General features: G+C 49.1%; 14 protein-coding genes. All 14 read right to left on the bottom strand.

Going from position 1 to position 24,876, the window contains the following annotated elements:
- Window positions 1-198: 198 nt before the first annotated feature.
- The gene (locus MKZ12_RS27550; RefSeq protein WP_339238327.1) at window positions 199-1,746 is read right to left on the bottom strand and encodes a response regulator; all 1,548 of its coding nucleotides are present in this window, start codon (window positions 1,744-1,746) and stop codon (window positions 199-201) included.
- A 272-nt stretch (window positions 1,747-2,018) separates the two neighbouring features.
- Entirely contained in the window at window positions 2,019-2,933 is a 915-nt protein-coding gene (locus MKZ12_RS27555) for a class I SAM-dependent methyltransferase (RefSeq protein ID WP_339257745.1), read from the bottom strand.
- 202 nt (window positions 2,934-3,135) lie between these two features.
- Complete coding sequence (locus MKZ12_RS27560) at window positions 3,136-4,359, bottom strand: MFS transporter (RefSeq protein ID WP_339261535.1); 1,224 nt, start codon at window positions 4,357-4,359, stop codon at window positions 3,136-3,138.
- Window positions 4,360-4,542: 183 nt separating this feature from the next.
- On the bottom strand, window positions 4,543-6,606 hold the full coding sequence (locus tag MKZ12_RS27565; RefSeq protein ID WP_339257746.1) for a molybdopterin oxidoreductase family protein: 2,064 nt from the start codon (window positions 6,604-6,606) through the stop codon (window positions 4,543-4,545).
- A 440-nt stretch (window positions 6,607-7,046) separates the two neighbouring features.
- The gene (locus tag MKZ12_RS27570; protein ID WP_339238333.1) at window positions 7,047-7,898 is read right to left on the bottom strand and encodes a formate/nitrite transporter family protein; all 852 of its coding nucleotides are present in this window, start codon (window positions 7,896-7,898) and stop codon (window positions 7,047-7,049) included.
- A gap of 370 nt (window positions 7,899-8,268) precedes the next feature.
- The gene (locus tag MKZ12_RS27575) at window positions 8,269-9,630 is read right to left on the bottom strand and encodes an FAD-dependent oxidoreductase (RefSeq protein WP_339257747.1); all 1,362 of its coding nucleotides are present in this window, start codon (window positions 9,628-9,630) and stop codon (window positions 8,269-8,271) included.
- 503 nt (window positions 9,631-10,133) lie between these two features.
- On the bottom strand, window positions 10,134-10,613 hold the full coding sequence (locus MKZ12_RS27580) for a glutathione peroxidase (RefSeq protein WP_339257748.1): 480 nt from the start codon (window positions 10,611-10,613) through the stop codon (window positions 10,134-10,136).
- Between the two features lie 239 nt (window positions 10,614-10,852).
- Window positions 10,853-11,737: an ABC transporter ATP-binding protein gene (locus tag MKZ12_RS27585; protein ID WP_339257749.1), complete on the bottom strand. Its 885-nt coding sequence runs from the start codon at window positions 11,735-11,737 to the stop codon at window positions 10,853-10,855.
- A gap of 487 nt (window positions 11,738-12,224) precedes the next feature.
- Window positions 12,225-15,488: a hypothetical protein gene (locus tag MKZ12_RS27590; protein WP_339257750.1), complete on the bottom strand. Its 3,264-nt coding sequence runs from the start codon at window positions 15,486-15,488 to the stop codon at window positions 12,225-12,227.
- Window positions 15,485-16,744, bottom strand: a complete 1,260-nt coding sequence (locus tag MKZ12_RS27595; RefSeq protein ID WP_339257751.1) for a hypothetical protein — start codon at window positions 16,742-16,744, stop codon at window positions 15,485-15,487. The genes MKZ12_RS27590 and MKZ12_RS27595 overlap by 4 nt, the downstream gene beginning before the upstream one ends.
- A gap of 90 nt (window positions 16,745-16,834) precedes the next feature.
- A complete protein-coding gene (locus MKZ12_RS27600; protein WP_339257752.1) occupies window positions 16,835-17,482 on the bottom strand; it encodes a beta-mannanase in 648 nt (215 codons plus the stop codon).
- Window positions 17,483-17,501: 19 nt separating this feature from the next.
- Window positions 17,502-18,785 carry a vWA domain-containing protein gene (locus tag MKZ12_RS27605; protein ID WP_339257753.1) on the bottom strand — a complete coding sequence of 428 codons (1,284 nt, stop codon included), beginning with the start codon at window positions 18,783-18,785 and terminating at the stop codon, window positions 17,502-17,504.
- A gap of 86 nt (window positions 18,786-18,871) precedes the next feature.
- Window positions 18,872-21,307 (bottom strand): transcription initiation factor TFIID, encoded by a 2,436-nt coding sequence (locus tag MKZ12_RS27610; RefSeq protein WP_339257754.1) that lies wholly within the window; start codon window positions 21,305-21,307, stop codon window positions 18,872-18,874.
- A 14-nt stretch (window positions 21,308-21,321) separates the two neighbouring features.
- Entirely contained in the window at window positions 21,322-24,711 is a 3,390-nt protein-coding gene (locus MKZ12_RS27615; RefSeq protein ID WP_339257755.1) for a tubulin-like doman-containing protein, read from the bottom strand.
- Between the last annotated feature and the right edge of the window lie 165 nt (window positions 24,712-24,876).

Below are 24,876 nucleotides of genomic sequence, written 5' to 3' on the forward strand. Positions count from 1 at the left end.
ACACTTCTAATGATAGAATCGAGCGGCTTTTCTTCCCATGCTCATTTCCGTTAAATGCATGTTCAAAACCGAGTTCCGTCCGACAAAAAAAGACCCTGCTGCCGTTGACTGGCACACAGGGCGTGATCATAAATCAGATGTGAGTCGCATGTGGATTAGGATATACAGGACACTATGTAGAAGCGACAGCATCGCTGTCTAGGGTACTTTTTTATACTCGGAGGGGGAGAAGCCCGTGTATTTCTTGAACATTTTGCTAAAATAAGGCCAGTTGGCACCAAAGCCCGTCTGTTCGGCAAGCGAGGATACCGTGCAGGTCCCGTCCTGCTCCAGAAGCTCCAACGCTTTGCGAATGCGGTAGCCTAACACATAGTTCGTAAATTTCTCACCGGTTTCTTTTTTGAACATTTTGCCAATGTAGTCTGGATTCATGTATATTTCCCCGGCGATGGATTGGAGCGTCAGAGTTTCGTCCCTGTAACGCTTCTCCACGATCTGCTTCACACTGCCCACCATCTGTGATTGTCTGGAGCGGTGCTGTTCGTAGCGGCGCAGCGTGATTTCCTTGGCAACGGCAAGCAGAAACTGTTGAAAAGAGTGCAGGGTGCTGGATTCAATCATGCCCGGCAGCTGATCCATATACCTTTTCATCTCGGCAGAGCCGCTGAGTCGAATCATTTCCATAAATATTTGAATAAGATAGGACTTCGTTTGAGAAATATCGTATCGCAAGCTGGCAAGCATCTGAAACATCCGGTTCAGCTCTGTTCCGACTTCCTGCCAGTGTCCAGCCTTCATCGCAGTAGCCATCCGCTCTGGATCATATTCGAATTCGGGAAGAGTACGCTCCCCGGGGGAGTAGACATCCCGCTCCATAATAAGACTGCCCTCACCAAGGTAGAAACGGTAATTGAGGTAAACCAGCGTCTGCATGTACAATTGCCGCGCCTGTGGAAGATCTCCTGGTTCGCTCAGGGCAATCGTAAGATCATCATGATAATATCGGGTAAATGTGGTGCGAATCTCATCGATATTACGGAACAACTGTGTTTCAGACAACTTGTCCTCCATCATCAATAACACATGACCTCCAACCGTGGTACTTAAGATCGGATTGTGAAAAATATCCTCGGCAATGTTCTTGACCGCGAACAAGTGCAAGTACTCATGATCCCCCTCAATCTCTACCAGCAGCAACCGCACACGCTGATCCTGAAACTGTACATCGAATAATTCCTCGAAATACTTCCATTCCTTGACCCCATAGGTTCTGTTGGTCACCAGTTCTTTCAGAAAATATTCCTTGGCATGCGGCAGTACACGCTCCAGATTATATTGGATCGATTGTACAAAACGCTCCTGATCAGTTAACTCCCGCTTCTCACTGACCAATTCACTGATAGCCTCGACGAGGTGTTCTTCACTACAGGGCTTGAGCAAATAATGCTTCACCCCATACTGCATGGCGGTCTTCGCATATTCAAACTCCGTAAACCCCGTGAGCATGATAAATGAAATATGCTGATACTTCTCTGCCACAGCTTCAACCAGCTGTAACCCATCCATTCCCGGCATGCGAATGTCCGAGATGATGATATCCGGGCGCTGTCGATCGATTATAGCAAGCGCTTCCAATCCATCTTGAGCAATGCCGATCAGCTCTGTTCCTAATCGCGACCAGTTCACAACACTAGCGATCCCGTCCGAGATCATAAATTCATCATCGACCAACAAAACCTTGTACATCGTATGCAGCCTCCTGCCTTTAACCAGATCCATTCTATTATATGAGCATTATGCACAAATAGAGGGGAGCACATGGAATGACATGGAATTGAACGATAACAAGTCTGATTTCTGAACAGTCCTTTCTCATCTCATCGTGAAAATCATTCACTAGCCGGCAATTGAAGCTGGTCTCTCTAAAGACAAAACAACCCTCACCCCGCTATAGGGTGAAGGTTAGCATCTACTATGCAAATACGGGCTATATTGGTGACCATACTTGCCGGATCGATTTATTTTTTTACTGCGTGAATGAAATGTATCGTTTCAAATGCACTTAGATGATCAATTCGATCTTGGAAAAACTGTTCCTGAATCGCCTCCGGAGTGAGATGCTCATAAATAAGCAGCCCTGCTTCTTCAAGCATGGCCTCCATCTCCACATATGCGTAGCCGGATTGCATGGGCTCACCGCCCATTGCAGCCAATTTAACCATATTTTCAACCCGATTAAATCTCCCTTTTTCCTCAAAAAGGTGTTCATCTGCATAATCCAGAACTATAGAGCTTCCAGATGGCAGGTTCGCAAACACATGACGAATCACGTTAAATAGATCATTTTTGGGCAAATAATACGAAACCCCCAAGAGACTGGCCAACGTCTTACGTTTCTCCAAACCTTCAAGAGTCAAGCTGTCATTTGAAAGCTCTCGCGTAAAATCCATGGGTACAAAGTGAAGATTATCCGGAACAGTCAGCCTCGCCTGCTTCAGCCGCTCCTTCTTGAATTGCTGTGTAGCCGGATAGTCCACTTCAATGATATCCAGCGTGTCCTCCAATTCCGGATGCCTCCAAGCAAACGTATCCATTCCGGCGCCAAGAATGACTACCTGCTTCAATCCCAACGTCACTTCATGCAAAAGTACATGCTCACAGTAAGCGGCTCGAGCCAGAGTTATTGGAGATAATTGTATCTGGGTTATCCATTTTAGAACCTTTTCCGGGTCGTCCTTGAGCTGGTGGGCCATATCCGGGTTGAAAAAATGAATGCCTTTAACCATGTTATTGCTGATATCTGAAAACTCTTGAGGAGTGATAAGGGCACTAGCGATAAAATCATTGAAAATAAGAGGTGTATCATGTTGGCAATGATAGGCTCGGCCAAAGGTCGAAATCAATGATGTGATACTGGATTCATTTTGCTTCATACTTATTCCTCCCGTACAAACAAAAATAAGATTCTCCCTGGCCAGGAGAATCTTATTATATACGGAATAATTTTATATGTAAATTATAGCATAAAAACATTTTTTTGTCAACCATAGTTTACGGATGAGGAGACAGATTAAAGTGGATTTACCGTCCACTTCAACCCGTTCTTCCACATCCTGTTCAACCCGATTGGATCTGTTACGTATCCATCCCATACTCCTTCACTTCACGATTACGGTTCAACACCGCATGCAGCACAAAACCCATTACCGCAATTGCCGCTGTGCCCGTTGCCAGCCACGCGACAGGTATAAGTCCTTGCTTGTCATACATGACCCCCATCGCATATGGGCCGATAACCCGTCCAACCGCACCGATTCCACCCGATATCCCGATGTAAAAAGGGGCCGCCCTGCCCGCGTGCTCCGAGATAAATGCAGGGGTTGCAGGGGAAATCAGCATCTCTCCAAATGTGGCAAGTACCATGGCGAGCACCATGCCCGGATAGCTGTACATGGTAATCATGACAATGTAGGCCATGCCATAGAACACCGCACTTGCGGTCATCTGGGCCGTTGAGGTACGGGCCATGGTCCGTTTCACCCAACTGGTGAAAGGTTGGCCTACAAAGATCAGCACCCCGTTCAGGGTCCAGAGCAGACCGTACATTCTTTTTTCCATCCCCTCAGAGATGATGTACGGTGACACACCTGTGTTCCAGATGGAATTGCCGAATAACAGGAACAGCACGCCCAAGCTCATAAACAGATATAATCGGGTATTGCCCAGCAATGCCCAGACGCCCGGCCCATCGGGGACGGTTTTGCGTTTCGTCAGATGTACTTCCCCCTGATCCGGTTCAACCCGCGACAGATAATACCAGAAGAACAGCGCAAATCCGGCTGAAGTCACTCCGTTCAGTACAAAGCTGAGGTGATAGGAAAAGTCAGCGAGAAAACCACTCAGTGCCGTACCAATCGCCACCCCGATATTGTTCGCTACATAGATAATATTGAATAATTCACCGCGTCGCTCCGCAAACCGGAAGCCGATAAAAGCCTGAATCGCTGGCAGCGACAATGAACTGAACAGACCGATCCAGCCCATGGCACATATAAATATAACCCAGTACGCGCTAATCCAGGGCAACGCAAACAAACCTAACGCATTCAGCGCCAGTGAGCCAATAATCAGCTTCTTAACGCCCACCCGATGGTACAGTGACCCTCCAAGCAATTGTCCGAAGATGCCACCTAGGGATTGAATAAGGATTACAAAACCCGCGTTAGCCATCGTTCGTCCTAGCTCATCAAACACATACATGGTGGTCAGCGGCCACATTAAGGCACTACCGGTTGCGTTAACCAGACTTGCCAGCAAAAAAACTTTCACTTCTTTTGGATAGTTATCCAGCCATCTCATCATCTCTAGTTCATTCTCCTTAATACGCTACAAACGTGTTCCCATACCAAAAAAACCTTTGCCCTGACGGCATAACCAGCCAGAGCGAAGGCCTTTGGAAGTGTTACCTGTATTGCTCTTTATATCCAGCTACATTCTGTTCTTTGTTCATCTTACCTCAAAAAAATCGCGCTGCAAGCACACTCATTGACGCTTCACTTCGACAGTGGCCGAGAAGAAGGTAGCCCCGTTACCCATGTCCGACAACCGATTGGACGTCAGCGAATTCGCCCGTTGCTTCTTGCCTTCACCATCCCACCATAAGCCTTGGCTGATGACGGTTCCCGGCAACATGGCTTCACTTACTTTGGCGGTAAGTTCGATACGCCCACGATCATTCCATACGATCACTGCATCTCCATCCTCCACGTTTCTGCGGTTAGCGTCCTCAGGGTGCATTTGCAAAAGAGGCATCTTTTCCAAACGCTGGTGTTTGGCTGAATTGCCAAAGGTGGAGTTCAGAAAATTATGGTTCGGCGGCGAGAGGAACATCAGCGGATACGTATCGGCAGGTCCAGCCGGATTCTCCCCATCATATCCTTCAATCAGAGCGCTATAGGTAGGGAGCGGCGGAAGCCCTCGCTGTTCCATTGTCTCCGAATACAACTCGATTTTGCCTGAAGGCGTAGGCAGCTGATCCAGAAATGCAGCATGTGGTGTCATATCCAGCTTCATGAATCGGTGTTCCTTCAGTCCTTCTAACGTAACTCCATTCATGTAAGGATTGCCTGTATCCTGGAGTGCATCCTTAATCATCTGCTCCGGTGTTTCTCCGAAGATTGCAGTATCGTACCCCATGGCCTGCCCAAGCAGAGAAAACAGTTCCACATTGCTCTTGCTCTCTCCAATCGGTGCAATTACCGGCTCTTGCAGATGAACATACTGATGCCAATAGGAGGCATACAGGTCCGTCGCTTCAAATGAAGAGGTGGCCGGCAACAAGATATCTGCATATTTTGCCGTATCCGTCATGAACAGATCATGCACAACCGTGAACAGATCTTCCCGTGCAAAACCTCGCTCCACTCGTTCGGTATCCGGTGCCACCACCAGTGGGTTGCTGCAGTAGACCATCATGGCCCGGATCGGCTGCTCCGCTTCCAGCAGCGCTTCACCAATCCGGTTCATGTTCACCACCCGCGGCTCCGAATTCTGCCGCAGTTCCGGACGTTCCAGCGCATCGCTATTCGTGCTCGCGTAGCTGTTGGTACGCACGGCACCGCCGCCTTGCTTCAGCCATTGCCCTGTAATGGCAGGCAGACAAGCTACGCTACGCACATTCATGCCCCCATTATCATGGTGCTGGAGGCCATTGCCGATGTGAATATGGGCTGCCTGTGCGTTGCCATATAGCTCGGCCAGCTTCACAATGGTCTCCTCCGGCACGCCCGTAATGCGCGCAACGCGTTCAGGTGTGTAGCTGCGGACATGAGCACGCAGTGCCTCATGTCCCACTGTATACTTTTGCATAAATGCTTCATCCGTCAGTCCTCGTTCGAACAACACATGCATCAGGCCCAGCGCCAGTGCACTGTCCGTGCCCGGGTACAGCGGAATAAACCAGTCGCCCCATTGAGCGGTACGATTGCGATGAACGTCGATTACGACGATCTGGGCGCCCTTCTTGCGGGCTTTCTCCGCCAAAACGACCTGGTGCATATTTGTACTGACGATATTGCCGCCCCACACCAGAATAAGATCCGCATGCTCCGTATCTTCCGGGACCGTTCCATGGTTAGCGCCCATCGTATATTTCCAGCCCGTATTTCCGGCCGCATTACAGATCGTCTGCTCTAGCACACTTGCACCTAGTGCATTGAAGAACCGTCGATCCATGCCGTCTACGCCGAGAATGCCCATGTTACCGTAGAAGCTGTAGGGCAGGATGCTTTCCGATCCGTAGGTCTCGGACAATGCAGTGAACTTGGTCGTAATCTCCCTGATTGCTTCATCCCAACTGATTCGTTCGAACTTGCCTTCACCCTTGGCTCCAACACGTCTCATCGGATATTGCAGACGCTCGGGGTGATATACCCGCTCCGTCATATTTCTAACTTTATTACAAATGGCACCCTTGGTTATCGGATGGTCCGGATTGCCTGCCACCTTCACAATTTTACCGTTCTCTTTATGTAGTAACAGACCACAAGTGTCTGGACAATCGAGCGGGCATACCGCTGCAAATACCCCATTCTCCTGATCGATCATCGTATGGCTCCCCCTCTTCAAAAGCTATCCCTATATCATATCTTCTTCGAGGTTATCACGTAAAGAGAGCAGTATTTTTTTGCTTCATATTCACCGCTATAGCGGCTTCAAAATATTTTTAAAAAAATGTTATGCCAATTGATTCAACTTCAGAATTCAGGGGTAAATTAAAAACAAGGCATTAGGCTAGTGTTTCCCCACTTCCTCCTCATGCCATATCATGGACCACTCCCGAAATTCGCCATGAACAGGTTTCGTTCCCCCGAACCTTTTCATGGCGAATTTATTTTGCGTTAAAATCGAACAAAGACACCACAAAAAAGACTCCGACCTGCTCCTTCACAGCATCTTCGCCATGAAACGGAGCAAGATCAGAATCCTCTTCACTTCTAAGTGATATGAAGCACAAGTTTCGGGTCGTGCATTGTAATGTTATTCCGCTACGCCTGCTTGCTCAACATCACTCTAGCCTCCGTCTCCACAGGTTCAATTGACGTCGCTACCTCTGGTTTCACTTTAGGCTCAGCTTGGCGCAGGTACACCACCCAATAGGCTGCAGCTACAAACAGAGCACCTCCAGTCAGATTCCCAAGCCATACCGGAATGAAATTCATTACATATTGGCCCCACGAATAATGCCCTTCAAAGATTGCCGCCGGGATAAGGAACATATTAGCCACAACGTGCTGGAATCCAATGGCCACAAACGCCATCGTTGGAAACCAAATGCCCAGTACCTTGCCACTCATCGTATCCGATGCATAAGATAGCCACACGGCCAACGCGACCAACCAGTTACAGCCGATACCGGAGATAAAAGCCTGCAGGAATCCGTCATGCAACTTGTGACCAGCCATATCCACCACTTTAGCCAGATATACCCCCTCTCCAGTCAGACCAAGTACATGTCCAAACGCGTACGCGACAAACAAAGCTCCAACAAAGTTACCAATCGTCACTAATGTTAGATTTTTCAACATGCTACCTACGGATAACTTTCGAGCAATCGTCGCGAGCGGAACAGCCATCATGTTACCTGTCAGCAGCTCTCCACCACCTATGAGTACTAGCATCAATCCAACCGGGAACACCGCCGCACCGATCAGATTAACCAAGCTTCCCCACTCTGCCGGCGCAGATGCAATCACCCGAATATCCAGTAGAAAACCCAGCGCAATAAAAGCACCTGCCAGAAAACTAAGCACCAGTACAGAAGACACCGGATTTTGAGCCTTCTTCATGCCTGTTTGCGCCGTATATTGAGCAACCTCAAGAGGTGTTTTTGCTGCCATATCATTCATCCTCTCCTTCATTGTTCTTCGTGGAATAAAACACCTGAACTTCTTTGTTGATACGTTGAATGCCATATCTCAATTGTATATGGGTCTAGCACGAAACTTTGTGCAAATTATCACAATGTAATTTAAAAATATGCTTTTAAGATCGTCTTCGAAGTTATGACAGCAAGAGTATATTAAGGTCTATTTTTAAAAAAAATCACAAAAAGACTGACGATATACTCGCCAGTCTTCCTTTTCCTTTATGATCGTCTGCCTTGTTTCGTAAGCTCGGCAGTTATTGTACATGTCGCATTTTCGGACAACCCTGACTTATCCTCGTATGTCGTCTGTCATGCTCATGCTTAGCATGGATTCTGCTTCCTTACACCATTGCTGGTGCTTTTACTTCTACCGGTGGCAATGCTTGCAGACCCGCCGTGTTCAGGAAGTTCCACGGTTTGTTGTAGTGTGGCTGGAAGAAGAAGTCGATGAAGGCCAGCTCATCTACGGTCATATTGTTTTGGATGCAGACCGAGATCGTATTAATCGATTGGGTCAGATCAACCTGGGACATCACCTGTGCTCCAACGATCCGACGAGTAGCCTGCTCATATACCACTTTGAGCAACAGTTTCTCCGCCGTTGGCATGAACTCCGGACGATAGCTGTCTTCCAGTACTACCGACTCCACAATCAGACCTTCGTCAGCAGCAGACGTTTCCGTCATCCCCGTACCAGCAATATTTTGCTCATATATTTTGATACCCGATGTTCCTTGTGTACCCATATACGGTGTCGTAGGACGAACCAGGTTACGGGCTACGAGTGTACCCATCCGCACGGCGTTAGTCGCGAGTGGAATGTAAGATGCTTTACCTGTCGGGTTGTAATGAATGGCGCAGCTGTCACCCGCAGCGAAGACGTCTTTTTGACTCGTTTGCATATATTTATCCACGATGATTGCGCCGTTTGGCAGCATATCCACTTGGCCTTTGAGCAGCTCGGTATTTGGACGGAAACCAATGCAGAGAATAACCAGATCGGTTTCGAACTCTCCTTTGGACGTAATCACCTTGGTCACTTTGCCATTCTCTCCAGTAAACTTCTGTACCGTTTGACCGAGAGCCAGCTTGATGCCGCGTCCAGTCAGCGTATCTTCAATTGCATCTGTGAACTCAGGATCCAGATATTTGTTCAAAATCCGGTCCACACTGTCGATCAGGGTAACTTCCTTGCCGTTCATCTGGAAAGCTTCCACCAATTCAACGCCGATATATCCGGCACCTACAACGGTAACACGTTTGGCATCTTTGGCTTTTTCAATAATTGTGTTGGAATGATTGTAATTTTTACAAAGTAAAATGTTGTCCATCTCAATGCCTTCAAGCTTCGGAACGACAGGCCATGAACCAGTGGTCACGATCAGTTTGTCAAACGTATCTTCAAATTCTTCCCCGGTTTGCAGGTTTTTAGCCTGAAGGGTATGGCCTTTGGCATCAACTGCTGTAACTTCATGAAGCATCTTGGTTTCAACACCAAGCTCTGCCAACTGATTAGGCGAAGAATAAAACAAGCCGTCAGGATCTTTCACAACCCCACCTACGTAGAGCGCAATGCCACAAGATAGGAAGGAGATGTTGTCATTGCGCTCATACACGGTAATGGTAGCATCCGGGTACAATTTGGCGGTATTTACGATGGCTGCGGTCCCTGCATGTGTACATCCGATAACTGCGATTTTCATTAAAAGTTCCTCCTCGAAATATATAAATGAGTTTGAATATAACGTTATTATAGTTGTGAAATATTTCACTTCCTGTTCGAGACTGTGTATGTGATTTATTTCACTTTATACACTCATTATAATGTGATCTTTTTCACATTGCAATAGGTTGAGCAAAAAAAAATTGTCGAAGGAGGTCACTCGCTTTATTTTAAGCCTTTCTTCCCTTCATTGTATTGATTTCATTGTCCCCGAATTTAGGTTGGTTTATGCTATGCAAATGGCTACCGCAACTCCTTGTCGTTCAATGTTTGTCGTACTCTGCGTGGTTCCTGTCTCGCTTGAAGTCCCCCTGATGAGAACTGCAGGAAATATCCCCTATGCTGCTCTGCTGCTCCTGCCCATTCTCCACACCCGATATGATTAAAACGGATGTTTCTCCTCTCTAACAAGCCACGTATATAAAATAATCAAAGAAGCCTGTCCTTGCACATGCAAGGACAGGCTTCTCAAACAATCATGGTTTAACCGAGCAATTTCTCAATATCTGCGATCATTGTCTCCGGAGATTCTTTCGGTTCAAGACGACCGACCACTTCACCTTCACGGTTAACAAGGAACTTGGTAAAGTTCCATTGGATGTCGCTCGTTTCACCTGCGCCAGGTTGTTGCTCCTTGAGGTATTGGAACAGGGGATGTGTATCCTCACCATTCACATCTACCTTCGCAAACACCGGGAAATTCACACCATAGTTAATCTGGCAAAATGACTCGGCTTCCTCGCTTGTACCTGGCTCCTGCCCTCCAAACTGGTTACAAGGGAAACCCAGTACAACAAGACCCTGATCGCGATAACGATCATAAAGTTTTTGCAATTCACCGTATTGCGGAGTAAGTCCACACTTGCTAGCTGTATTGGCAATGACCAATACCTTACCTTGATACAGATCCAGTGAGACTTCCTGGTTCGCGGTGGTTACCGCTTGATATGAATATACGGACATGACTGATTCCTCCCATGACAAGTGTTGGTTTGGGCTGCTCCGAGCACGTTAATATAACCAATGAACATACAGCCTATCTTATTATTATAAACCTGATCCGATGTGATTACCAAATTCCGGGTCTGCACGTTCCCCTTCGCTCCCATGCGTTGCAAATTCCCCATGAACGCAAAAGAGCCGCCTGCGATAGCGCATAGCGGCTTCATTCTATAATGTAAGGACCACATATGGCCCATTTGTTAACTTCCTAACGCTTGAACGCGCTGTTCTGTCCGTCCTCCAGCATGAACCATAGCACTGTTCATAACCATCTGCTCCGGCTGTTTCGGTTGCTGGCGTTCGCCTGCAAGCGCGTAGGGCAAGCAGAGTGGTACACCGGAACGCGGATCAATCACGATATCTGCTTCAATGTTGAATACTTCACGAAGCACATCCGAGTTCATGACTTCCAGAGGTGAACCCTGAGCAATGGCTTTACCTTTTTTGATACCAATCATGTGATGTGCATAACGGGAAGCATGATTCAAGTCATGTACAACCATAACAATGGTACGGTTAGCTGTGGCATTCAGCTGCTCAAGCAGTTGCAGTACTTCAAGCTGGTGAGCCATATCCAGGAACGTTGTTGGCTCGTCCAGGAACAGGATATCCGTCTCTTGAGCAAGTGCCATGGCAATCCAGGCACGCTGGCGCTGTCCACCGGACAGTTGATCAATCGGACGATCGTGGAATTCTGTCATACCTGTCACTTCAATCGCCCATTCAATCATGCGTTTGTCTTCTGCCCGCATGGAGCCAAATCCTTTTTGATAAGGAAATCGACCATACGATACCAGTTCAGTAACGGTAAGTCCTTCAGGAGCGGTTGGATTCTGTGGCAAAATCGCAAGTTGCTTGGCAACTTCACGCGTGGATTGTTTATGGATGGACTTCCCGTCGAGTAATACATTACCTGCTTTTGGTGACATAATACGTGCCATCGTTTTCAGGATGGTTGACTTCCCTGATCCATTGGCTCCAACAAGTGCTGTAATTTTTCCTTGGGGAATCTGAATATTCAGATCCTCTACAATTAGTCTTTCCTCATAAGCGATATCCAGCTTGGTCGTCTCCAGACGAAACATGCGATCATCCCTCTCTCATTTATCCCGATTATGTAATCCGGCTATGACAACGAAAACGAAATTATAATTCTGTGTATTTCCGACGCAAATATCTTCTACACTAAAGATACTGATAATCATTATCATTTGTCAACATGAAAATGCAAATCTTCTGCTTGTTCCAAGCTTAATTTGGACCTTTTTAAGCAAATTAGAGTGGTTCTTTACGTTTACATATGAGAGCTTTTCTCATTCATCACGCGCATTTCATCACTTCTGCTTATCTCCCAGGCACTTGAATCATTGATTTTGTGTCCGAATTGTGAATGTATCAATTTTTTGTCGTGCGATTGCTGCATCTGGGGTGTGAATCAAAAAAAGATGACCTTGAAATCTAAAGTTCAAGGTCATCCCACATACACGTTTAATAAGATATGAAGTCAGCATATTTCAATATTTGATCAAAAGGTACTCAATGAATCTATGCAACAGGGCCAAATAAAATAACTTACAGCTTCGGCTGCGGCATCAATTGGATGACGGTCATCCCGCCCAGCGTACTCTGCACACTGGCAATACTCTCAGCATCAAGATCTGCTGGAAGATCAATCTGCAATCCATACGGATAGAGACGATCTGCATCTCCAATAGACATCTGTGCAGGATTGGTCGCATTCTCTTCATTGGATACGGATGTGTCAGGTGATGTCGAACCTGTAGTAGCTTGATCTACATCGGTGCCTTGATCCGTGCCTCCACTCGCAGCATTAGACGATGCATTCGTCCCTGTATCCGTTGTTGTATCATTAGCAGGATCTGAAGTGTTATCACCCGATGTTGATGGGTCCGCCTGCTGATCGCCATCCTCCGCCTGCTCGTTGTTCCCAGCGGTTCCCGCTGACGACCCATCCGTGCTTCCTTCGGAAGTACTTCCTGAACTACCATCAGAAGGCTCTTGGTTATCCGGCTCTTCATTCCGATTAAAGCTCTCCCACTTGCCTGAGGTATCCAGCTCCTGGGTACTGCCATCTTTCATTGTCAATTGGAGTTTGCCTTGCTCAAACTCAGTGCTTTCCGTATCGTTTCTGAAACGGATCACCAGTTGAGCAGGTGATTGGGTACCCTCCTGTTCACTGGGAGGAATTATATAAGCAATCTGCTCCGCGAGCTGTACCTCGGGCTCAGCCGGTATGGCAGGCTCCTGGTTAGATGGAGGAGATGCCGCTGGCGGCTCTACAGAATCTTTCATCCATGCATATGTACCGCCAGCAATACCCAGAACCAGGATCAAGAGGAGCAATCCGAACAGATTCTTCCTTTTGCCTGTTAGCATCCTCATCAATGTGGATGACAATTCTGTCTTGGCACGGTCATAGACCGGCTTCATTGCCTTGTTCGCTCTCGCATAATACGGTTTAAAAGCCGACTTCGACTTGAAAGCTTCACGGTCATGGGCCTTAAAATAGGCCACAAGGGCATCCGCATATCCTTTATGCGTATTGGAACCCCGAACAAACATACGTTGATCTCCTGACCATTCGAAAAATGGATACAGCCCTTCAACCCGACTTGCATTGGTGCGGACGAACTCAATCAGGCCAGGATAATCCAGTCGGTTGCTACCGCTTCCGCCCCGATAAAAAGCCATCGGCAACGCTTCATAGGCCGCGATCCCCGGATGAGCCTGGAGCTCCACAGCAAGCCAGCGACGTGTCCAGCGTTGAAGATCATTGCGTTCCGGAAGGGAAAGTGCCTCCAATGCCTCATCTTCATTTCCCTCGCCACTAAGCCACGCTCTCGCAGCCAGCATCATGTTCGTTCGAGCAGATACATCAGCGCCCTGACGTGCTGCCCAATCCCGAACCTCATTGCCATGTTGCAATATATCAATGCTGAGTAGCTGCTCACGGTTAACCCGTTCCAGATCCAGATCCTGAATCATAAACAGGTTAATGACATAAGCAAGCTTGTCTGCCAGGCGGGTTAACTCCTCCTGATATGCCGGATCTTGACTGACAGACAGAGGTGCTCCTTTTCGATTAGGGCGGGCTGTAGATTCAGACTGACCAATCCGTGCCGTAATACCTTTATCATACATACCTTCAGCTGGTACCTGATCCAGTATGCTAACGCGCTGGAGTGCTTCATTCGCGGATTGCACCGGACTCGGTGCAGAACATAACCGTTCACGCAGCTCACTGGTTGTCCGCTCCAGCAAGTAGCTGTAATGAATCGCAGATGGATGAGCTGTAACCCATCTTCGGATCACTTCCACGACATTCCCTGCCGATTCGGTGCGTTTCAGCTGATTGTCCAGATAAGGATCGAACAATAACTTGGTGAGCGATTCATTGGCCAGCACTTTATCGAAGAAAGCCCGATTCAGCTGGGTATCCCGATCCAACACAGCATACAATTCCTGCACCGCACGCATACGCTTCTGGGCTCGGGCATTATTGACACCGTATATGAAATAGTCCACTATCCAGGATTGCACCACAGGCGCGGCAACACGGAAGTATTCTCCAATGCGAGCAGCAACCGCTTCTTCGGGTACGTTCTCACGCTTCACGCTGTCCAGTTCCCGGCTGAGCAAGGTCAGGAACAGCTCGTTCAGACGGGAACGCTGCCGTGTTCCACCTTCCGGCTTCAGATAGGTCAACAAACCACTCAGAACATGACTTTTGTTATCCAAGTACAGATCTTCCCTGCCTTGTTCAAGACCATAGAACACCGCGAGTTCGCCATAGGCTTCGATGGAAAGCTCCCGTCCAGGTTCCATGCCAGACAACATCTCGTCTGCAAATGTGTAGAATGCATCCGCAGCACCGGGTTCCTGCAATAAGGCCCAGGCGAATTCCGCATAAGGTAACTTCGCCACAGATGCATCCGCATGCGTCACTCTGCCGGATACCATATCAAAGGTGAAGTCCTTCTCCGTATTTCGGTCTTTCGGACGTAACGTCCCCCGCTCTACAAATTGGATATGGATGCCCTTCTTGGCCTGCGGCTCCTTGGCAAACGTCATGAATCCCAACTGCCGCCGGAATGCGTATGGTAACGCTGTGTACAGCAAACGCAGCAATCCTTTGGCCCCTGCGGTCACTTCTTCTGCGGGAAGGTCCAGTGCAATGTATACTTTTCTGCGTGTCGCTACAGACTGCATTACCGCGTAAAGCAGTCGCTTGAACAGCACTTCGTTCATCTTCAAGGCGTTCAGTATCTGGTGTGGCGATGAATCTGCACTCAGACTGGCACCAGGCTGAGCCCATCCTTCTTGTCCAGCAGCTGCATCTCTTGCCGCGCCCTGTCCACTTCCAAGTGATGTAGGCAATTCAGCAAGCGTAGGCAGTACTGTACCTTGTTCGATGTCATAGGACGTGGCGAACATGGCATCCAGCCAGCCGCCTTGCTTCATCTGCTCTTCCGAGCGCTCGGGAGACAAGACGTAGTTATGAGCAAAAAAGGCACTGCGCAGCCCCGTGAAATCCGCAGACTGGTATACATTTTGCCCAAGGATCGTCTCTCCACTTTCTAGATGAAGCAGGTGAATGGAAGCCGGAAACTTTGTCTCGTCCTTCTCACTACGGCCTATTAGCTCCGCCGGAGCGTCATAGACACAGTAGGGGTGAAGCACTTTTTTGATAAAAGAAGGGTCCAGTCCCGGCGATGCCGCAATCGTATCAAACCCCTCTGTTGTGCGAAACACCCCGCGGCGCTCTCGGGTATACAACTGTTGTTCAATGGGCGGGGTTACGGAAGAACGCATCATCCCACTCTCCCCTCAATGTACTTCAGCTTGTACAACAGCCACAGGAAGGGTTCATCCACGCGGATCGGGCTAACCACACCCTGCAATTTCATCTCCACCGGATTGCTGCCCAGCGCAGATACGGCGAAATAGGCTGTATCCTTGAAGTACACATCCATCGTGCCCTTGAACGGACGATCCACCTTCTCGATAAAACGGCGGATCTCTCCGTCGATATTCTCGAACTCAGTTAAGTCGAAATAATCGCGGTGCACCATGTTGCGAAAGACGTTACTGTTAGATTTGATATAATCCCCCTCTTCATCCTTGAGGGAATGCAGCATGTCGCTTTTTGTGAGCACCACGGCTGTTGGAATATTCGTCTTGGCTTTGTCCTGATACGCGATAAAATCTCCAAACATCGTGAGCACCACGTCGCGCGGCTCATCGTATCGCGGTGTCCACTCACCCGGCTCGTTGCCGAGATTAATGCGGATTTTGTCCCGAATCGAACGAATCTGAAGCGGGTCCACCATAAACAGGATACCTGCCGAGTTTTTGATGTGCTGCCCGTGAAGTCCGAGATAATCCTGCTCCACCATACCTTCACCCGCAACGTCAAAGAACACCAGGGTCAGCGGTGCCTTATCTTCGTCCTTGAATACAAATTGGAAGATAAACGGCTCCTGCAGCTTCTCCTTCTGTGTGGAATCGAGCAGATCGCCCCGTTCGAACAACGGTTCTTCATAATCCGCACGGAACCGGCGGCTGATCTCCGCATTCAGAGGCATGCAAGCCGCGTCAAAATGATCCGCTGTATAATGCTGCAATGTATGAATTAATGAAGTCATGTAGACGGATTTCCCCACCTGGGATGCACCGATAATGGAAATGATATTGCTGGGTGCTTTACCTGCCGTAACAGGTAGCTCGTTATGACATTGCGGGCACAAACGGCGACGTGTAACGACACCGTACCGATCGTTCAGACCCATCACGATATTATCGGAATAAATCCGATGTTCCTCCGGTACATCATGCGGAGCCAATACGGCCTCCATATCAAATACCGTGTCGAGTCCGAATCGTTCGCGATACCGATTCAACTTTGCATCTTCCCCGAGTGCGTAGTCCTCATCATCATCGCGATGATGGGCGGCGCGGAACACCACCTCTTCCGGTGAAAACTTGCTGAAACAATAAGGACAGACAATATCGTAAAACAGCGGGCGTTCCTCCGGCTGTTGTCTCTTCAAAAACCGACTAAAAAAGCTCATAGCCACTCCCCTCCCCTAATCAGTCAGACTAAGATGATTTACAATCGCACTACGATGACAGATTAATCTTCCAATCGCTAGTCCAACGATCTAGTCTGATATAAGCCGATAGGCGGCTCCATATTTCGGTCCGTCCGTGAAGAATAATCGCACATAATCATCCTTGGCGACTTCAACGGGCGGCATCTCATTTCTTCCGGGAGCAAAATCACTCACAAAAGGATACACCGTACCATCTTCCTTATTCAGCGGCACCCCGCCCTGCTTGCGAACATAACAGAGGGCTTCCTTCGGAACAGGCACCTCCGCTGTGACGGTGATCAATACACTTTTTCGTTTCTGAAAAAAACCGCTCTTGTAGCGAATGGAGAAGCGGATGTCCGCCTTCCCAGCGCTTGCAACCACCATATTGTATTCATCTCGTTGACGGATCAGCACAGGCCCATCTTCCTGCATCTGACACACATACACCGTGTACTTGATGGCACCAAAACCCGTGATCCGATCCGTGTAACCGTTGCTCGCCTTATATTCCTCTCTTGTGTACAGCTTCAGCTTGCCCTGTGCAGACTCTTCCCCAGTACGATCATCGCTCATCATATCCAGCTCCAGCCGTTCCACATACACAGCTTCAACCCGTTCCGGCCAGAGCCAGCGAAGTGTACAACGCCCTTCGTCCACCGCAAGTGTCAGTTTTCGAATCAAGGGTGTCGAAGGGTCAGCATCCGTAAATCGCATTTCCATTGACCTCCCGACGTTAGAATCCTTTGCTGCGTGAATCTCTTGCTCTCTGACCGAATCCTTCAGCTGAAGAAGTTCCTCCGCCAGCTTCACGGCGTCCCCTACTCTTCCGCGGCGTGTTCTCCTTGATCGGAACAATCCAGGAGAAGAGGGTCAATACGCCAGATAAGATGAGCATCGCACCAAGTCGTACGAAGGTATCCCCCACGTTCGAACCGTCGAGGCCCCATTCCAGCAGAAGCCCTGCTAGTAGACCCGACACCGCACCACCAATACCAAAGCTGAGCGCGAGATGACGGTTATCGAATACGAGTCCAAGGGATACACCCAATGCTACTCCAATCAGTAACACTGCTGCTACACGGAAAATCGCCAGATAAACGCTATGCTCCATCATACCAGTGCGCTCCGTCACCAGCGTCCGTTCATCAATCGTATCGTAGATCTGCTGGAATGCCAGATTCAGACCGCCGGAATCCGGTACATCATAGTACATGCCACACGTTTGCTGGGCAATATTACGCAGCAGATCCGTACCCGATGGGTCCACAAGGCTTAGGCCGACTGTATTAATAGAAATCTGTTCATTGGTATACTGGGACAAAATATCGGCCGTATCCGCTTCACTGAAGCCATCGGATAACAAGATGACAACCGTACCGCGTTTCGGGTCCTGTTTGCCCTGAATCTGTTCCATGCCTTCCCGCAGCACGGCATCAAAATTGGTACCGCCTGAAGTCGTGACAATGCCATCGATTTTGCCATAAACCTCATTCTTAGCCGCTTCACTATCCAGCGCAATAAACGGCTGTAACAACTGTGGCTGGTCATCAAACGTAATGACAGCTACCTGTTTGTCACTCTCCATTTGACTGATCAGTGTCTTGGCTGCTTCAAAGCGTCCGTTATCCGGATCTGTCTCGCTCATGCTGCCCGAGTTATCGATCATCAGTACGATGTCCTTCACTTGCTTCACACCGCCCGGATTGATCTGGTACAGCAATTGCAGCGCGAGTCCAACAACAAACAACAGAGCGAGTGTTGCCGGAACAAGCAATTTCCACGACAGTCCCAGATATCGGAGCTTCCATGAAGCACCATTCAGCTTGGGTGAGATCATCTCTGCGATCAAACAGAACAATCCAACGCTCAGCGCCAGTACGCCAAAGTATAAGCCCATCAGCAACAGACGTGGCATCTCTCCAAGCCATTGACGCAGCATGATTTCTCCTGCCGCAAAGCCCACTGCTCCGCCAATCAGGCTGAACAGGACCAGGAGAAGATTGATTTTTCGCTGCATGTCCACATGCATCCTTTCCATACCAGCCTTAAGCAGGCTGAGTTAATACAAGATTGTAGCAGGGTGTCATGACACAGCCAGACGCCTTAACGAATGGGGGACAACTTTTCCACCAGACCTGCGGGGTGAAGTTCATAGCCATTCTCCGTGTACGAGTCATAATATACCTTGCCGTTCCGATACACCATGAGATCCTCCAGATGGAAACCGCCCATCAGATTCAGCTTCTCCACACCACTGCTGCGTTCTTCGTACACCACACCCAGCTTGTAGATGCGTGATGTCTCTTCGGCATGTGCCGCGTAGTCCATGAAAGCACTATGATGGTCACCAAAGAAATACTTCTCTTCATACCGATGTTCCTGCGTATAATCAAATACCCGTACCCGAACGACCGCCTGATCCTCCAGCGTGTGGTACAACCTGCGGAACAGGTCATCCCGGGTCAATACGTCTTTATCTCCGTAAGCAATCGTAACGTTGGCCCGCTGCAACAGCTCTTCTTCAAATGGTAACCGCAACGGCTCGGCTGTAAGCAGCAACGAGTGACATACCTCCATCAGACGTTTGAGCAGACGGTCATCGCCTTCTGTCGCAAGCCGGTTCATATCTCCCATGTAACGATCCTCGAACCATACATCCCGTCCGCGCTTGGCTTCCAGGTCGATGATTAGCTCTTCTGTCACTTTGCCGTAGTACTCCATCACGTTCTGACCGATGTATTCATCCGCAGCGGCGATACTTTGGGCAGCTGTCTCTCGCAGTCTACGTTCCAGCGCTTCAAGTGCCGCTGTGACGTGGCCACTGAATTGGTGAAGCTCTTCCATCTCCGTATCGTAGATGCGGAGCAGTTGTAATTCATTTTCCAGTCGCAGCAATTCTACCTTCGGTACGTACACTCGTTCCAGCATACAGTCAATCAGATTGCGTACATTCTGTTTATCACGGAACAACGCTCGTTTGAACGACTGATCTTCCACCCGCTCTTGCTGACGTTGCTCTAACAGTGCACGTGCCGATTCAAGCTGCATCGATTTATCCCGAATCAGTCCGAGCAGCGCTTCACGTACACTGCCAGGCTCATTGTCACTCCAGGCTGCCCATTGGAAGTACCCAACCTCTGGATGCTCCGCGCGGGATTGTTCTGCCTGACGGCGAAGAGAGCCGCCAGAACTGCGCTCGCGCACACGCTCTTCAACAAGCCGGACGACGTTATCACGGAAGTACGCTTCAGCGCCTTGTCCGAACAGCGCTCTCTCCGCTTCACGAAGCGAGAGCGGCTTCAGATCGGAGAAACTGACGTTATGCGTCATGATGCCACTCATGCCACTAACCAGATCTTCACCCGGCAACAGACCTTCAACTTTGCGTTCCACCGAGGCCGCGTCCAGTCCGAAGAAAGCAAGCTTGTCCTTGATGCTCCAATCCGGCTCCTGCCGCATGCGTGCGAGCAGGTACCGATACATGTGATATAAAACCGCCAGTGCTATCGGCTTGTTTGGCCGCCTGATCTCGGCAAAACCCGCACTTGCATAACCATGCTGATCAGAGGTGGTGCGAATATTGTTTTTGAAGGATGTATTGTTGTACGTGTTCGCTCCCGTGCTCGAAACGGTACCCGAGTGATTCGCATCCTGCTTCCTGTTCTTCAACAGGCAGATCCGGCAGATGATCTCGGCATTTTCAATCCAGCCACCGGGAACGCCGGTTCCACGCTCATTTTTGTCAGACAACAGATATACCAGATCATACAACGGTGACGCGTGATGTGTAACCGGAATGGAGATCCCATCCTCCGTCACCAGCAGATTACCGCTGAACGTGTAGTCCAAAGATTGCATATAATCCAGTTCACGCAGAAAAGCAAGACCTGCTGCGCTGGCATACCCGAAGGAATCCACCTGTTCCATCTCGCTGACCAATACATGCAGGTCTGTCTGCACCGACTTGAAGGCTTGGGACAAAATGATCTCCGTCAGCTTGGTGAGCTCTGGCAACAATACATTCAATGGATCATCGGCTCTGGTTACCACCGTAACGTAAATCCGATCAAATGACGAGTACAGCCGTCCATATTCGGCAATGCGGTTACTGACCCGCCGAAGCGTACGATTCAGGTCAAAGAGCGCCTGATCCGATTCGTGGAAACTGCGATGTACATCCTTACGCCGCGTTTTGGACGGCCGCTCCGTCTGCCCAGCGGACAGAGGCAAGCGATGACGAGTCACCTGGCCATCATCGGACGAGCCACCATTCCTCGTTTCACCCGAACCCGTTTCCTGATCGTCTGTCCCGATCTGAATGTAGACCACACCGTCTCCGTTATCCCATTTCAGCCGATTGATCTCCTGCACAGCAGATACGGCAGGTGCAACCGAATCACCCACGAAAAGGAACAAAGCCGGGTAATGGATACTGCTGCGTCCATCCCCCAGGCTGCCTTGACGCTCCTGCTCTATTGCATACTGCGCTGCATACTTCTCCAGATCACGCTTCAGGGTATTGTTCGAATTGAACTCCATCCCGGCCGCCACCCTTACTTCAGCCTTCTACGAATGTCGTTCAGCTTGGACGACATCGTTCTGTAGAACTGATAGATGTCTTCTCCGTTAGCCAGTTCTACCCGCTCATATTCGAGACGATCACGTGATTCCATGAACAGCGCAGCCAGATCATCCAGCTTTGTCAGCAATGGAGTGATATCTTCTGAAGCCGTCAGATCATTATCGCGGCGGGAGGCTTTGCGCAGCAATGTACTGCGATCCTTCTCCGCCAGACCGCGGAAGTTGCCAAACACTTCATACTCGGCAAAGTTACGGCTCTTCATCAGGTTCGCAAACGGTTCCCAAGCGTCTTCTTCCGGGTCACGGTCATAGACGTAGAGCGCACCTTTTTTGACGATGGTGTCTGTATAGAGTGCTTCGATGAAGCGATCGTACCACTGCTCTTCGTCCTGGTACTGGGCAAGAATGCCTTCGAGTTCGGCAACTTTGGCCGAGATGGCATTCATCTTCGCCAGTTCCTCACGAACGCGTGCGATCAGCTGCGGAGAGCGAACCAGGTTTTCTTTGGCCATATCTTCATTAATACTGCCGAAAATATCCTTAACTCCTACACGTGGCAACCCTTCGGATTGCAGACGTTTCAGCTCCATCACGGCCCGCTTCACTTCGCCGAGGTTCGGCGTGGTGGACGTCAGACGCATGTCATAGGCTGCCAGTTTGGCGGACAAGTCAAAAGCTTCTGTTGTCACAATCGCATACCGGTTACTTGTATTCTCATCAATGGATTTGGCTGTCACAATGTTGTATCCGAGCGCCTGCTCGAATTCGTTACGCACACGGGCATTATACTGTTTCACACGGGCGTTCTCGTACACATCTCCCCATGATTTCTCTGGAATCGGAGATGGCAGATAGGTCCAGTTGTTTTTCTCCGTTTGTACCAAATGACGACCAATGCCTTCTTTGTCCAAAATGGTACGTTCATAACTTTCCTCATATACTTTGAGCGGTGTATACACAAAGAGTGGTACCCCGTTGCGGGTATTCAGCCAGAAGATCCGGTTACGCACTTCACTTTCCTTCACGGTAAAATGAGATTTGCCTACCGCATTGTTCTGATAATTGCGAATCCCTTTCAGAATACCTGGCGCCTGTGCCGGTACGGATACAAATCCCCATGAAGGGAAATGCAGACTGCCTGTACTGTTGCTCAGATTGAACACCGGAACGGCCTCATCATCCAGCTTGCCGGCAATAAAACGTTCCACGAATTTCTCGACCGACTCATCCTGACCGTATTTGATCACGAGGAAATCTTCCATGGAACGGGTAATCAGATCACCGAATTTCTCACTCAGGAAGTCGGAGATGGAGCTGACGATATCAATCTCGTTCTCTTTCACCCACTGGCTGGAGTTTTCCAGCAATTCACGAGAGAAGTCGCGGATCAGATCATCTGTATCACGCTTATCCAACAGCCCGTCCACCACACTGACGATATCCGGTACACTTACGACGTTCCAGTAGTATGTCTTGTTGCCTTTGTGATCGGATTGTTCCTCGCCGCGTGTCAGCAGGTCGCCATTCTTCGCGAATATCGAGCTAAGGGCGTTCAGCGTCTCGGTAAATACGTTATAAATGCGGCTGTTTTCCTGATTCAGCAACTCATACAGATCTTCATAGAACTCGATCATCTGATCGTTGCGTTCCACGTCGGCGTGAAGCCAGTACTCATGAATTTTTGCTTCAATATAAGCATTCTTTTTCTTCTCTTTGGAGACAAAAGCGCTCTTCGCATCGCCCAGCTTCTCTTCGGACTGCTCCTGAGCTGCTTCAATATCACGCGGAATGCGGAAGGCATTCTCACGCAGGGTTTCGATATACGACTGAATCATCTTCAGTACACAGAACCCTTTTTCCGTATAAATGAGACGAGATACATAGAACGGACCTTGTTCAGGATGCAAAAACATTCGACGGATCTGTTCGGTAAACTGACCGGCAATCTCACCCGGCAGTTGTTTCTTGGCCTTGATATATTCTTCACGGGCACGTGCCAGGAAGTTCTGCTCCAGTTCGGTGTCCATATTCACAACCTGGGATTTCACCACATTGCCATAGGATAGGCGCTCGCTGTTCTGATAACCAGGCAGCGGTTCTGGCACGCGCGCTTCGAAGGACTTGACCACACTTTCGAGATCAATGCCCAGCTTGCGGGCAAACTTCTCGGTATCCTCCTGGTTCGGCGCTTTGGAGAACATGGTATTCATTTTGTCGAACATGCGATACGCCAGATACGTGGTCATCTCTTCAATCGGCAGTACAGCCGAAGAGGCACCAATGATGTTGTAATCATAGTTGGCCGGGTACACCTTGTTCATCTGTGCAATGTTCGTGCGAATGTTGCTGATATAGTCATGGATCGCGAACTCCTCACCTGACTGCTTCTCCTCACTTGCCATGAAGTTGGTAATGTTCTCGGCCGTGACGTTCATGCAGTAATCGTAGGCGTTCTCCAGCAGTTTGCCTTCGGTATTCGTCGCAGAGATCAGATGACACAGGTTAAATGGTGGCAGTGGTGAGTTGACGGTTAAAATATTGCCGTACTTCTGTGTAAACCGCTCACCGCGGCTGTCCACGTTCATCCAATAATCCAGCTCTTTGAGTGCCGCATATCCGTTCTTGCGAATGTATTCGCGTGTGTGTTCGCTCAAGCTTTTGTTGGACAGGTTCACGTCTGGCGTGAACAGGTAGCCCAGCGTATTCACGCGGTCAATCCCCGCAGAGCCGTGATCCCGTTCGATAATGCCGCGCACGATATAGGAAATATCGAGAAAACAGCCGCTGCCTGTACCGCCGGACAGACCTGTCAGCAGGAACACCATCAGTTTTTTGTTGGTGCCTACGGATAAGGTTTTGATCTTTTTGTCGATGGCCTGAACAACCTGATTAATCTTGGTGAACAAGAGTAGACGTCCAGCCTGACGCACACCTGCAGCGCCATTCATGCCGTCCGTGATGCTCAGTTCGGGAGACAGCCAGTCCGTAATATACGGTTCCAGCACGCTGCGGTTCTGTAGCAGTCCGCCAATCTCGGCATTGGACAGCAAGACGAATTCATTGATCGGATCAAGTCCTATTCCTTTATACTTTTTGGCGCGATCCTGTTCGTTTGTCTCAAAAGCCAAAAATTCCACATTGTCCGGCTTGTCCATTTTTTTCTTGGATACCGGGTCCTGCGGCAGCTTGAAACGACGGTTGATCTGATATTTCAGTCGCAGCAGTGCATCAATTCCCGTTCCTCCCAGACCAATAATCAGAATGGGGTTATCAATGGTATCAACTCTGATCTTCTCACTGACAATGCCTCCGCCAAGTGATACATCCAGTTGCTGAATATGTTCTCTAACAATCGGTTTCATTCCATGTCCTCCCTTTAGTTAGACCAGTTGGGCACAAACTCATTACACTTGCCACTCCGATGACAGAGTAACCTTCCGATCGCTGTTATCCTCAGATTTTTTTGGTTCCCTTTTCTAAAGGGAAAAATCTGAGGATAAGCGTATGCTTCCGATGCAGCTTTCTTT

The organism is Paenibacillus sp. FSL R5-0713, assembly GCF_037973325.1.
GTDB lineage: Bacteria > Bacillota > Bacilli > Paenibacillales > Paenibacillaceae > Paenibacillus.